This window comes from Brevundimonas sp. (assembly GCF_013823285.1).
Lineage (GTDB): Bacteria > Pseudomonadota > Alphaproteobacteria > Caulobacterales > Caulobacteraceae > Brevundimonas.
In genome coordinates this window covers 1-12882 of the sequence record NZ_PNLV01000025.1, presented here as the reverse complement: position 1 = coordinate 12882, position 12882 = coordinate 1, and the positions used below count along the sequence as shown (strand labels likewise).

13 protein-coding genes are annotated in these 12882 nt (G+C 67.9%); 6 read left to right on the top strand and 7 right to left on the bottom strand.

The annotated features are described in order from the left end of the window. The first annotated feature begins 2 nt into the window (after positions 1 to 2). The 3 genes from rnc (at position 3) to parC (ending at position 3923) form a co-directional block, all read left to right on the top strand. A complete protein-coding gene (gene rnc / locus C0461_RS05590) occupies positions 3 to 710 on the top strand; it encodes a ribonuclease III (RefSeq protein ID WP_292104705.1) in 708 nt (235 codons plus the stop codon). After that, positions 707 to 1657, top strand: a complete 951-nt coding sequence (gene era, locus C0461_RS05585) for a GTPase Era (protein ID WP_292104704.1) — start codon at positions 707 to 709, stop codon at positions 1655 to 1657. Before rnc ends, era begins: the two co-directional genes overlap by 4 nt. A gap of 67 nt (positions 1658 to 1724) precedes the next feature. Further along, on the top strand, positions 1725 to 3923 hold the full coding sequence (gene parC, locus C0461_RS05580; RefSeq protein WP_292104702.1) for a DNA topoisomerase IV subunit A: 2199 nt from the start codon (positions 1725 to 1727) through the stop codon (positions 3921 to 3923). A gap of 56 nt (positions 3924 to 3979) precedes the next feature. Here parC and C0461_RS05575 read toward each other — a convergent pair whose 3' ends face one another. After that, on the bottom strand, positions 3980 to 4438 hold the full coding sequence (locus C0461_RS05575) for a peptidylprolyl isomerase (protein WP_292104700.1): 459 nt from the start codon (positions 4436 to 4438) through the stop codon (positions 3980 to 3982). Between the two features lie 68 nt (positions 4439 to 4506). Here C0461_RS05575 and C0461_RS05570 point away from each other — a divergent pair, with 68 nt between their 5' ends. Further along, positions 4507 to 5217 carry an RlmE family RNA methyltransferase gene (locus C0461_RS05570; protein ID WP_292104697.1) on the top strand — a complete coding sequence of 237 codons (711 nt, stop codon included), beginning with the start codon at positions 4507 to 4509 and terminating at the stop codon, positions 5215 to 5217. On the opposite strand, the gene pth is transcribed toward C0461_RS05570, so the two are convergent. The 4 genes from pth to C0461_RS05550 form a co-directional block, all read right to left on the bottom strand. After that, a complete protein-coding gene (gene pth / locus C0461_RS05565) occupies positions 5214 to 5831 on the bottom strand; it encodes an aminoacyl-tRNA hydrolase (RefSeq protein WP_292104695.1) in 618 nt (205 codons plus the stop codon). The genes C0461_RS05570 and pth overlap by 4 nt on opposite strands. Positions 5832 to 5988: 157 nt before the next feature. Continuing rightward, positions 5989 to 6654: a 50S ribosomal protein L25/general stress protein Ctc gene (locus C0461_RS05560; RefSeq protein WP_292104693.1), complete on the bottom strand. Its 666-nt coding sequence runs from the start codon at positions 6652 to 6654 to the stop codon at positions 5989 to 5991. Between the two features lie 151 nt (positions 6655 to 6805). Continuing rightward, positions 6806 to 7879: a hypothetical protein gene (locus C0461_RS05555; protein WP_292104691.1), complete on the bottom strand. Its 1074-nt coding sequence runs from the start codon at positions 7877 to 7879 to the stop codon at positions 6806 to 6808. Positions 7880 to 7972: 93 nt separating this feature from the next. Continuing rightward, a complete protein-coding gene (locus C0461_RS05550) occupies positions 7973 to 8908 on the bottom strand; it encodes a ribose-phosphate pyrophosphokinase (RefSeq protein WP_292104688.1) in 936 nt (311 codons plus the stop codon). 203 nt (positions 8909 to 9111) lie between these two features. Between C0461_RS05550 and C0461_RS05545 the strand changes: the two genes are divergently transcribed. Next, entirely contained in the window at positions 9112 to 9945 is an 834-nt protein-coding gene (locus C0461_RS05545) for an outer membrane protein assembly factor BamD (protein WP_292104686.1), read from the top strand. A 94-nt stretch (positions 9946 to 10039) separates the two neighbouring features. Further along, positions 10040 to 11740, top strand: a complete 1701-nt coding sequence (gene recN, locus C0461_RS05540) for a DNA repair protein RecN (RefSeq protein WP_292104684.1) — start codon at positions 10040 to 10042, stop codon at positions 11738 to 11740. A 9-nt stretch (positions 11741 to 11749) separates the two neighbouring features. Here recN and C0461_RS05535 read toward each other — a convergent pair whose 3' ends face one another. After that, positions 11750 to 12277: a hypothetical protein gene (locus tag C0461_RS05535; protein ID WP_292104682.1), complete on the bottom strand. Its 528-nt coding sequence runs from the start codon at positions 12275 to 12277 to the stop codon at positions 11750 to 11752. A gap of 26 nt (positions 12278 to 12303) precedes the next feature. Then, the gene (locus C0461_RS05530; protein WP_292104679.1) at positions 12304 to 12729 is read right to left on the bottom strand and encodes a hypothetical protein; all 426 of its coding nucleotides are present in this window, start codon (positions 12727 to 12729) and stop codon (positions 12304 to 12306) included. Between the last annotated feature and the right edge of the window lie 153 nt (positions 12730 to 12882).

The window sequence follows — 12882 nt, the reverse complement described above, 5'->3', positions numbered from 1 at the left end:
CCATGAACGCCCGAACCGAGGCGGTCGCAGAGCTTCAGCGTCGCCTCGGCCACGACTTTTCCGACAGGGCCCTGCTGGACCGGGCCCTGACCCACGCCAGCGTCGGGGAGGGGGGCATGCCCCACGGCAAGCCGGTTCCGGACAACCAGCGGATGGAGTTCCTGGGCGACCGGGTGCTGGGCCTGCTGGTGGCCGACCGCCTGTGCCGCGATTTTCCCGAGGCCGACGAGGGGCAGCTGTCGTCGCGTCTGCACAGTCTGGTGGACAAGGCCGCCTGCGCCCGGGTGGGCCACCGGCTGAACCTGGGCGAGGCGCTGCGGCTCTCGCCCGGCGAGACAAAGACCGGCGGGCGGCGCAAGGACGGCATCGTCGCCGACGCCATGGAGGCGGTGCTGGCCGCCGTATGGCTGGACGGGGGCATGGACGCCGCCCGGGCGGTATTCGAGCGGGCCTGGGCCGACGAACTCGCCGCGCCGTCCGCGCCCCGACTGGCCAACCCGAAATCCGCGCTTCAGGAATGGTCGCAGGCGCAGGGTCGGCCCCTGCCGTCGTATGCCGTGGTGGGACGCACCGGCTCGGACCATGCGCCGACGTTTACCGTCGAAGTGTCGATCGAGGGCATCGAACCCTTGACCGCCCAGGGGCGTTCACGTCAGGAGGCGGAGAAGGCGGCCGCTGTCGCCCTGTTGAAACGAGAAGGCGTCATTTGACCGAGACCACCCCCACCCCCCGCGCGGGCTTCGCCGCCATCATTGGCGCGCCCAACGCCGGCAAGTCCACGCTGGTGAATCGCCTGACGGGATCGAAGGTCTCCATCGTCACCCAGAAGGTCCAGACCACGCGCTTCCCGGTGCGCGGCATCGCCATCGACGGCGCGAGCCAGATCGTGCTGGTGGACACCCCGGGCATCTTCAAGCCGCGTCGCCGTCTGGACCGGGCCATGGTCGCCTCGGCCTGGGGCGGGGCGCAGGACGCGGACGCGGTGGTGCATCTGGTGGACGTGGCCGCGGAGATCGCCGTGGCCGCTCGCGAAGGCTCCGCCGCCGATCACCGCCAGATCGAGGACACGCGCGCCATCGCCGAGAACCTCAAGGCCACCGGCGCCACCGCCATCCTGGCCTTGAACAAGATCGACGGCGTGCGCCGCGACGCCATGCTGGGCGTGTCGAAGGAGCTGTACGACCTGGGCGTCTATTCCGAGGTGTTCATGATCTCGGCCGCCGACGGCTCGGGCGTGGACGATCTCAAGGCCCGGCTGGCGGCCCTGATGCCCGAGGGCGTGTGGCTGTATCCCGAGGACCAGAGCGCCGACGTGCCCCTGCGCGTGCTGGCCGCCGAGATCACCCGCGAGAAGCTGTACCTGCGCGTGCACGAGGAACTGCCCTATTCGGCCGCCGTGGAGACCACCGCCTTCGAGGAGAAGCCGGACGGTTCGGCCCGCATCGAACAGACCGTCTATGTGGAGCGCGACAGCCAGCGTCCCATCATTCTGGGCAAGGGCGGCCAGACCCTGAAATGGATCGGCCAGAAGGCGCGGGAGGAGCTGACCGAACTGATGGATCGTCCGGTCCACCTGTTCATCACGGTCAAGGTCGATCCGAAGTGGCAGGACTCCCGGGCGCTGTATGCGCAGTTCGGACTGGACTTCGACGTCTAGGGATCCGTGGGGGATAACCCGGCATCCGGGCTAGACTTCACGCTTCACATCCCTGATTCGACGGCCCATGACTGTTCACACTCCGCCGCCCGAGGGCGGCCGCATCGTCGACGAGCCCCTGGGCGAGGCGCTCAGCCGCCGCTACCTGGCCTATGCCCTGTCGACCATCACCAACCGGGCGCTGCCGGACGTGCGCGACGGGTTCAAGCCGGTGCACCGGCGTATCCTGTACGCCATGCACCAGATGCGCCTGAACCCCCAGGCCGCGGCGCGGAAGTGCGCCAAGGTGGTGGGCGAGGTGATGGGCGGCTATCACCCCCACGGCGACGCCTCTATCTATGAGGCGCTGGTCCGCCTGGCCCAGGACTTCGCCCAGCGCTATCCGCTGGTGGACGGGCAGGGCAATTTCGGCAACATCGACGGCGATAGCGCCGCGGCCATGCGCTACACCGAGTGCAAGCTGACGGCGGCGGCCCAGCTGCTGCTGGAGGGCATCGGCGAGAACGCGGTCGATTTCCGCCCCACCTATGACGATCAGGACGAGGAGCCCATCGTCCTGCCGGCCGGGTTCCCGAACCTGCTGGCCAACGGCTCGTCGGGCATCGCCGTGGGCATGGCCACCTCGATCCCGCCCCACAACGCCGCTGAGCTGATCGACGCCTGCCTCAAGCTGCTGGAGGCCCCGGAGACGACCACCGAGGCGCTGGTGGCCATCGTTCCGGGCCCCGACTTCCCCACCGGCGGCGTGGCGGTGGAGTCCGCCGCCTCGATCCTCGACGCGTACCAGACCGGGCGGGGCGGGGTGCGCCTGCGAGCCCGCTGGGAGACCGAGGATCTGGGCCGGGGCATGTGGCGCGTGGTCGTCACCGAGATGCCGTATCAGGTGCAGAAGTCCAAGCTGATCGAGGCCCTGGCCGACCTGATCGAGAACAAGAAGGCGCCCCTTCTGGCCGACGTGCGCGACGAGTCCGCCGAGGACATCCGCCTGATTCTGGAGCCCAAGTCCCGCACGGTGGAGCCCGAGGTGCTGATGGAGAGCCTGTTCAAGCTCTCCGATCTCGAGGTGCGCTTCCCCATCAACATGAACGTGCTGGACGCCACGGGCACCCCGGGCGTTCTGGGGCTCAAGGCGTGTCTGGTCGCCTTCCTGGACCACCGCCGCGAGGTGCTGATCCGTCGTGGCCAATGGCGGCAGGAACGCATTGAAAAGCGGCTGCATCTGCTGGAGGGCCTCAAGCTTGTCTTCCTCAATCTGGACGAGGTCATCCGCATCGTCCGCGAGGAGGACCAGCCCAAGGCCCAACTGATCCAGCGCTTCGCCTTGAGCGAGCTGCAGGCAGACTTCATCCTCGATACCCGCCTGCGTCAGCTTGCGCGGCTCGAGGAAATGACCATCCAGAAGGAGTTCGACGAACTCACCGAGGAGTTGGCGGGCCTCAAGGCCATGATCGCCTCGCCGGCCAAACAGACCAGGCTGCTGGCGCTGGGCCTGCAGGACGTGCGCAAGGCCCTGATCTCGCCGCGCCGCACCACCATGGGCGACGCCCCGGACGTCAGCGACGTCTCCATCGACGCCTTCATCCCGCGCGAGGCCATCACCGTCATCCTGTCCGAGCGTGGCTGGATCCGCGCCGCCCGGGGCAAGGTGGACGATCCGTCGGAGCTGAAGTTCAAGGAAGGCGACGATCTGGCCTTCCTCGTGCCCGCCTTCACCACCGACAAGCTGCTGGTGGCGGCGTCTGACGGGCGCATCTTCACCCTCGGCGCCGACAAGCTGCCGTCCGGGCGCGGCCACGGCGAGCCGCTCCGCCTGATGATAGATCTGGACGAGAGCGCGGCCATCATCAACGTGCTGGCGTACCAGTCGGGCGCGAAGCTGCTGGTGGCGTCAAAGGCCGGCTACGGCTTCCTCACGCCCGAGGATGACGCCCTGGCCCAGAAGCGGGGCGGCAAGCAGGTGCTGAACGGCGACATGGCGGCCTGCCTGCGCGTGACCGGCGACCACGTGGCGGTCATCGGCGACAACATCAAGGCGCTGGTCTTCCCGCTGGACGAGCTGCCGGAGATGGCGCGCGGCAAGGGTGTGAAGCTGCAGACCTACAAGCAGGGCGGTCTGGCCGACATCACCGTATTCAACGCCGAGGAAGGCCCCGAATGGCGCGACGGGGGCGACCGCCGCCGCAACTGGCCCGACTGGCGCGACTGGCTGGGCAAGCGCGCCGCGGCCGGCCGGCAGGGACCGCGGGGGCTGAGGAAGTTCCGCTGAGAGATCATCGTCATGGAGAGGCGGCGGGGCCGCCTCTCCGGTAGCGGATGACGGGCCTAGGCCACCGTCGCCTTGACGATCTTTCCGGGACTGCGGGGCGGCTCGCCCTTGGGCAGGGCGTCCACGTGGTCCATGCCCTCGGTGACCTCGCCCCAGACGGTGTACTGGCCGTCCAGGAAGGTGGCGTCGTCGAGGCAGATGAAGAACTGGCTGTTGGCGCTGTCCGGGTTCGCCGTGCGGGCCATGGAGCAGACGCCGCGCACGTGCGGCTCCTTGCTGAACTCGGCCTTCAGGTTGGGCTTTGACGAGCCGGAGGTGCCCGTGCCCGTGGGATCGCCGCCCTGGGCCATGAAGCCGGCGATCACGCGGTGGAACACCACGCCGTCATAGAAGCCCTCGGCGGCCAGGTCGGTGATGCGCTCCACATGGCCCGGGGCCAGGTCGGATCGCAGCTTGATGACCACGTCGCCTGTGCCGGCGCCGGTGTCGAGGGTGAAGGTCAGGGTATCGGCCATTCGGGCTCTCCGTGTCTAAACTCGCGGGGGTCATAGCGGTTGAAGCGCGTGAGGGCTATGGAGCGTTCATGAGCCAGGATGAAAAACCGCCCGAACGCCGCCGCATGGTGCGCCTGCCCACAGGCGGGACCGCAGCCGGGCGCGGCATGGGCCAGAAAATCCGCACGGCGGACAAGAAGTCCCTGTCCAGCCAAGAATGGATCAAGCGGCAACTGGCGGACAAGTTCTCGGAGAAGGCCCGGGCCGAAGGCTGGCGCAGCCGCGCGGCCTTCAAGCTCACCGAGATCGACGATCGTCTGCATGTGATCAGGGACGGGTCACGGGTGATCGACCTGGGCGCGGCGCCCGGCGGCTGGGTTCAGGTGGCCCTGAAGCGCGGTGCGGCGGCGGTGGCCGGTGTGGATCTGCTGCCCATCGAACCCATCACCGGCGCGGAGCTCATCGAGGCCGACTTCACCGACCCCGGCGTGGGCGAACGCCTGATCGAACTTCTGGGCGGTCCGCCGGACCTTGTGCTGTCGGACATGGCCCACAACACTGTGGGGCACAGGAAGACCGATCACATGAAGATCGTCCTGCTGATAGAAGCGGCGGCCGATTTCGCCATCACCTATCTGCAGCCCGGCGGCTCTTTCGTGACCAAGGCCTTCCAGGGTGCGGATCTGGGCGCCCTCAAGAACCGGCTGCGGGCCGAGTTCGAGACGGTGAAATTCATCAAGCCCGAGGCCAGCCGCAAGGATTCGTCCGAGGTCTTCATGGTGGCGCTGAACAAGCGCTAATCCTCGCGCGCCGCCTGCCTGGGGCTGAACTTGGGCGCCGGGGCCAGGCGCAGGACCTCGCCCTGATAGCGCTCGTCGTCGCCCATGGCGGCGAAGGGCAGGGCGTCAGCGACGGCGTTCAGCAGGGCCTCGACCCAAGGCTGCTCGGCCTTGTGGAAGTCCCCCAGCACGTGGGGCATGACCAGATGCTTCTCGCCCGGATGTCCAATGCCCAGCCGCGCGCGCCGGAAGTCCGGGCCCAGATGGCTGATCAGCGAGCGCACCCCGTTCTGGCCCGCCGCCCCGCCGCCGGTTTTCATGCGGAACCGGCCGGGGGCCAGGTCGATCTCGTCATGGAAGACGATCACGTCGGCCGGCGGGACCTTGTAGAAGCGCGCCGCCTCGCCCACGGCGCGGCCGCTTTCGTTCATGTAGGTCTGGGGCTTCATCAGCAGGGCGCGGACCTCGCCCTTCGGCGTCTCGATCACGCCTTCGGAGATCACGGATCGGAACTTGGCCCGCTCCGGCCCGAACCGCCAGCGGCGCGCGATGGCGTCGGCGGCCATGAAGCCGATGTTGTGGCGGTTGTTGCGGTACTTGTCGCCCGGATTGCCCAGGCCGGCGAGAATAAGCATGGCGTCACTCTAGAGCCTGATCGGCTGAGGTGGAATCGTCGGGCGATTCCGCTGCTGTCGTGAATCAGGCTCCAGATCATGCTCCCGTGCGGATAAGGAAACGGCCCCCTCCGTCGCCGGAAGGGGCCGTCTCAAGCTTCCAGCCCGGAAGGCGGGATCAGCCTTCCGACGTCTCTTCCGTCTCGGCTTCGGCTTCCGGCGCGGCGGCTTCTTCCTCGGCGGCGGCGTCAGCGGCTTCGTCGGCGGCTTCCGACTGGGCGGCGGACGACACCTTGATCGAGGCGATCATGAAGTCGCGGTCGGTGATGGTGGCGTGGGCGCCGTCGGGCAGGGTGATGTCCGACATGCGGATGGCGTCGCCCAGCTGGCGGCCGGTCAGATCGACGACCAGTTCCTCGGGAATACGGTCGGCGCGCACGACGATCTCCACCTCGTGACGGACGATCTCCAGCGAACCGCCCTGACGGAAGGCGGCGCATGCGTCCTGGTTCTTGAAGTGAACCGGGATCGAAATCTTCACGTCGCCCTTGGCGTCAACGCGCATCAGGTCGAAGTGCATCGGACGGTCCGACACCGGATCGAACTGGATGTCCTTGGCGATGACCGGCTGGGTCTCCTCGCCGTACTTCAGGGTCACCAGGTGGCCCAGCAGCTTGCCGGTGTAGAGGGACTTGCGGAAGTCCTTCTCGTTCACCGAGATGGCCACGGGATTTTCGCCCCCGCCATACAGCACGCCGGGCACGAAGCCCTCACGACGTGCAGCACGGGCGCCGCCGGTTCCCACATCCTTGCGGACGTCCACGTTCAGAATGATCTCAGCCATCAGGCTCGCCTCAATAACAAAACCGCCGCGCAAAACGGCCCGCGCGGCGGGGGTCGAAACCCTCGAATTCAAGAGCGCGGGTCATTACACGCTTCGTTTCCGAAGCGCAACCATGGCCGCGCGGAAAGGCGACGGGCCCGTCGCCCGACGATCAGTTGGGCGAGGCGGCTCCGTTCTCGATCGCCTCGGTGGATGTGGCCGCCGCATCAGCCGCCACGGGCGTGGATTGCGCCAGGGCAGTGGGGAGAACCAGCGGTTCGGGCGTGACCGCTTCGGCGGTGCATACGGCGAGATCGCCCATGACGTGACGACCGGCGCAGAACATGTGCTCGTAGTGGGGACGCGCGGCGGCGATGCACTGATACAGGTTCAGCTTGGACATGCTGAGGCAGAACTGGCTGTTGCGCTCCAACGTCAGGGCGTCGGTGTTGGGACGCCAGTCATCACCGCCTGCGCCGAGGGCGGCCAGGGCGGCGATGGCCAGCGAATTGGCCACGGCGGGGGTGTAGGGCGGCTGCAGGTCGTCAGCGGTGACGCCCAGGCCGGCGCCGTCATGGGCGGCGGCGTACAGGCGCGCGGCGTCCTCGGCGTTCGGCATCATCTGGGCCTCGGACAGGCGACGGACGGTCTCCAGCCGCGAATCCCGGTCCGGGACGGCCTGCTGCGCCCAGCGGCGGCGAGGGTCGTTGCGCTCCTGAATGGTGTAGGCGTCCTCGGCAACCACATGGGCGATGGCGGCCAGCGCCTCCGAATCGGACCGGAGCGTCGAAACGATCAGGCCCGCCGCATCCGCGGCGCCGGGAAGTTGAGCGGCGTAGGCCGGATCGATCTGGATTCGTTCAATCACCTGGCGGCGCTGCTCCGGATCGGCGGCGTAGGTGCGGACCCCTTCGACGAAGGCGGTCGACTGCAGGGCCAGGATGGCGCCATAGGCGATCATGCCGCGCGACAACTGATTGGATTCATAGGACGCGCCGCGGGTCATGATCAGTTCGATCGTGGCGGCGTCGGTGATGGCCGGGTCGATGGTCCGGGCCTCGCGCATGAAGGCCACATAGATCGCAGCAGCCTCGGAAATTCCGCTGTTCAACGCCAGCGCAGGCGGCGGCGGAGGCGGCGGGGGCGGCGCCGGCGGCTCGGGCTCTGGCGTCTCGCAACTGACCAGAACAAGGGCAGACAAGGCTGCGGCCATGCCGAGGCCGCGACGAACAAGAGCCTGATGCATCAAGCGATCCTTAAGACTGGACGCGAGACGCCCCCCAAATCCGGCGTCCGACACTGAAGTCCTTATACCGCCCCTGATTTGGTTTTTCGATCGTTAATCGAACAGTTTGGAGACGGACTCCTCGTTGGCGATTCGCCGGATGGCCTCGCCGATCAGGGGAGCGATGTTGACCTGGCGGATCTGGCTGCAGTTGTTCACTTCCAGCGGCTGTTCGATGGAATTGGTGATGACCAGCTCTTTCAGGACCGAGGATTCCACGCGGTTGACCGCCGGGCCGGACAGAACGCCGTGGCTGATGTAGGCCGACACCTCCGCGGCGCCCTTCTCGATCAGCGCCTCGGCCGCATTGACCAGGGTGCCGCCCGAATCGACGATGTCGTCGAACAGGATGCAGCGGCGGCCCTCGACGTCGCCGATGATGTTCATGACCTCGCTTTCGCCCGCCTTGGGCCGGCGCTTGTCGACGATGGCGAGGTCCGCATCCAGCCGCTTGGCCAGGGAACGCGCGCGCACCACCCCGCCCACGTCGGGCGAAACGATCATCAGGTCGGAAGTCTTGTCGTAATTCTTGCGGATGTCCTGGGCCAGCACCGGGGTGGCGAGGAGGTTGTCCGTGGGAATGTCGAAGAAGCCCTGAATCTGACCGGCGTGCAGATCCATGGTCAGAACGCGATTCGCCCCCGCCCGGGTGATCAGATTGGCCACCAGCTTGGCCGAGATGGGGGTGCGCCCCCCGGTCTTCCGGTCCTGCCGGGCGTAGCCGAAATAGGGCATGACCGCCGTGATGCGCCGCGCCGAGGCCCGCACCAGGGCGTCGGTCATGATCAACAGCTCCATCAGATTGTCGTTGGCCGGATAGCTGGTCGACTGGATGATGAAGACGTCCTCGCCACGCACGTTCTCGTCGATGACGGCGAAAACCTCGTTGTCGGCGAAACGCTTGACCTGGGCTCGGGTGAGGGGACCATCCAGGTGATCGGCGATGGCCTGGGCGAGCGTGCGGTTGGAGTTTCCCGCCAGCAGCTTCATGGGCTGTCATCCTTTCGCCGTCATCGGCACGATTACTCGTCGCGCCTTCTAGCAGTCGGCGCGCGTGTAGCAACCCACGCCGCGCCGCATTGGCGTGAACAAATCGCTGGTGTAGAAGCGCCGGACTGTCTTTTAAGCGGCCGCCGGGGGCGGGCGCAGCCATGTGAGGTCGGACTTTGCTTCTCAGGAAATCGCGTTCCGGTTTGTCGACCCGTATCGGCGCCCTGGCCGTCGTGCTGGCCGCGACCACGGCCCTGTCCGCCTGCGCCGGGCGCAACGACCGCCCACAGCTCGCCTATGAGGAGCGGCCCGTCGACCTGCTCTACAACGCGGGATACCAGCGGCTGGAGCGTGAGCGGTGGCTGGACGCCGTGGCCTATTTCCAGGAAGTGGAGCGCCAGCATCCCTATTCGGAGTGGTCGCGCCGCGCGATCCTGATGCAGATGTACGCCTTCTACCGGCAGGGCCGTTATCAGGACGCCATCGCCGCCGCAGACCGCTTCATCCAGCTTTATCCGGGCAGCCCCTCAGCCTCCTACGCCTTCTACATGAAGGGCGTGTGCTATTTCGAGCAGATCGTGGATGTGGGCCGGGACCAGGCCGCCACCGGCCAGGCGTTGCTCGCCTTGCGTGACGTGGCGCGCCGCTATCCGGACACGCCTTACGCCGCCGACGCCTTGGTCAAGATCGACATGGTCAACGACCAGCTGGCGGGCAAGGAAATGACCATCGGCCGCTGGTACCAGCGCCAGCAGCAGCCGCTCGCCGCCATCAACCGCTATCGGACCGTCATCGACAATCCGGAATTCCAGCGCACCTCCCACACGCCGGAGGCGCTGTACCGGTTGGTCGAACTGTATCTGACCCTGGGCCTGGACGAGGAAGCCACCCGCAACGGCGCGGTGCTGGGCCATAACTATCCCGGCAGCCGCTGGTATCAGGACGCCTATGTGCTGCTGACCAATGACGGCCGGCGCCCGAACGTGGAGCCCGAGGGCGAGCGCGAGGGCTGGCTGCGTCGTCTCATTCCCGGTTGATCGCGGTCGCGGCTCCGCGAATCTGCTAGTCGGGGGAGGGGACGTTCGCGTCCCGTTCCACTGATGGCCGCCTGAGGGCGCCGGACGGAGTGTCATGCTCTCAAGCCTGTCGATTCGCGACGTGGTGCTGGTCGAGGCCCTGGATCTGGAGATCCGGGACGGCCTGACCGTGCTGACCGGCGAGACCGGGGCGGGCAAATCCATCATTCTGGACGCGCTGGGGTTGGCGCTGGGCGGACGCGGCGACGCCGGGCTGGTCCGCAGCGGTGCGAAACAGGCCGTGGCCACGGCGGTGTTCAGCGCGCCGAACGATCCATCTTTTCTGGAGATGCTGACCGAGCGCGGCTTCGAGGTAGCGCCCGGAGAGGACCTGATCCTGCGCCGCGCCCTGACGGCGGACGGCCGCAGCCGGGCGTGGATCAACGATCAGCCGGCGGGCGTCACCGCCCTGCGTGAGATCGGCGCCCTGCTGGTGGAGGTGCATGGCCAGCACGAGACCGTCGGCCTGCTGGATCCGAAAACCCACCGGGGCATGCTGGACGTCTATGGCGGTCTGGTGACCGAGCGCGGCGCGGTGGCGTCGGCCCATGAACGATTGAAAGCGGCCGAGACGGCGCTGGCGACCCTGCGGGCCGAGGCCGAGACGGCGCGCGCCCGCTTCGAGGAGCTGAGCGAATCCCTGGCCGAACTGGACCGGCTGGACCCGCGCGAGGGCGAGGAAGCCGATCTGGCCGGCGAGCGGGCCATTCTGGGCGCGGCGGAGAAGGCGCTGGCCGATCTGGCCTCGGCGCGGGACTCGCTGGGCGGGGATACGCTGTCGCAGAAGTTGGCCCAGGCCTTCCGGGCCGTGGAGCACGCCCGCACCCGCGCGCTGCAGTCGGGCGCCGGCGAGGATCATCCCGTCATCACCCGGCTGGCGGCGGCGGGCGAGGCCATCGACCGGGCGCTGGTGGAGGCGGTCGAGGCCGTGGCGGCGGTGGACGCGGCGGCGGACGCCTTCGAGTTCGAGCCCGGCAAGCTGGACAAGGCCGAGGAGCGCTTGTTCGCCCTGCGCGCGGCGGCCCGCAAGCTGAATGTCACCGTGGACGCCCTGCCGGCGCAGCGGATCCGGTTCCGCGAACAACTCCGTCTGATCGAGGATGGCGCCGAGGCTCTGAAAGCGGCTGAGGCGGAGTCGGCGGCGGCGCGGGCGGCCTATGATGAGGCGGCGGCGGTGCTGACGGCGGCGCGGCGGGCGGCGGGCGATCGGCTGGCCGAGGCGGTTCAGGGCGAGCTGGAGCCCCTGAAGCTGGAGCGGGCGCGGTTCCGGGTGACGCTGGAGCCCCTGCCCGAAGATCGGCGTGGACGCGAGGGCGCCGAGGTCGTGCGGTTCGAGGTGGCCACCAACGCCGGGACCGCCTTCGGCCCGCTGGACGCCATTGCATCAGGGGGTGAGCTGGCGCGCTTCGCCCTGGCCATGAAGGCGGCCCTGGCCGAGCGCGGCGGCGGGGTCCAGCCGGTGATGATCTTCGACGAGGTGGATCAGGGCGTCGGCGGCGCCGTGGCCGAGGCCGTGGGCCTGCGCCTCAAGCGTCTGGCCGACGGGGCCCAGGTCCTGGTCGTGACCCACAGCCCCCAGGTGGCCGCCAAGGGCCACGCCCACTGGAAGGTCCGCAAGGCGGAGGAGGCGGGCGAGACGCGCACCTCGGTGGATACGCTGACCGATCAGGCGCGGCAGGAGGAGATCGCGCGCATGCTGGCGGGGGCGGAGATTACGGACGCGGCGAGAGCAGCGGCGCGGGCATTGATCGGGTGAGGCGGCCCATCAGTCCTCGACATGAGACGGGCAGGTCGGGACGGTATCGTCCGACCGTTGTAGACCGCCGATAACGACCTGGATAACGGGCTCGGGCCAGCGCTCGAAATTCACCATGCCCGGCGGCGCCGTGCAGACGGATGTCTCGTCAGGACCGCGCGCCTGGCCGCCCACATAGCGCACGATGAAGCCGGTGTACCTCAGGCCTTCGTCCTGGTTGTTCTCGACCTTCAGCAGCGAACCCACATCCTGTCGGGCGTGCAGGCCGAACCTCACCGTGCCAGGAGCCGCTCCGTTGGGATGCTCGCGTGATCCGGACGGCGGAGGCAGGACGTCCTGGACCTCGATCCGGTCGACCTGCACGAGATCATAGGTCCCGTCGGCATTGCGGCGGAGGGTGGCCCGTTCGCCCGCCGCGACGTTCAGGGTTCCCTGCACATAGCTGGACCGTCGCCCGGCGAACTGTTGAGGGGTGGCGGGGTGAGGGGTCTGGGCGTCCTGAAGGATGACGCCGGCCATGAGGGCGGTGAGCAGCATGATTGACTCCGTTCAGCCCGACCCGGTCAGCGGATGTCACGAACCGCGGTATCCAATCGTTGATCGCCAGCATCCACGTCGGAAATAGCGCCGGGAACTTCCCTCGCCAGATCCTGACAGCGGCTTTGCAGTCGGGGCAGCATCTGGCGCAAGTGACGACGGGCCTGTCGAGGCGTCACACTCTCAGCGTCCATGACAATTCCGATCTCGGCGCGCTCGATCTCACGGCCCCGGTCATAGGCGCTCATTCTCTGATCGGCGGTCCAGCCTGCGTCGGCGGAGCGCCGCTCGAAATCGTCCGCCAAGCTTTGTCCCACGGTGAGATCCACAGTGTAATAGGGCGCGCAGACGGCGAACAGGGTTGAGTATCTGCCAAGACGTTCGCCCTCCGACGCCAGGTCGTCGACCGGACTCGGCTGCAAAGCAATCATCATCAAGAGCGGAAGCAACATCTACTCATTGTCCGGTATGACCGTGCCCAGTTCAAGGCCGGCGCAAATCGTCTAATCCAGATACTCCACCTGATGCCGCCCATGCAGTTGCCGCACATAGGGCAGGGGCCGGTCGGGCGCCGTCAGGCGCTCGGCGGCTTCGTTGAGGACAAA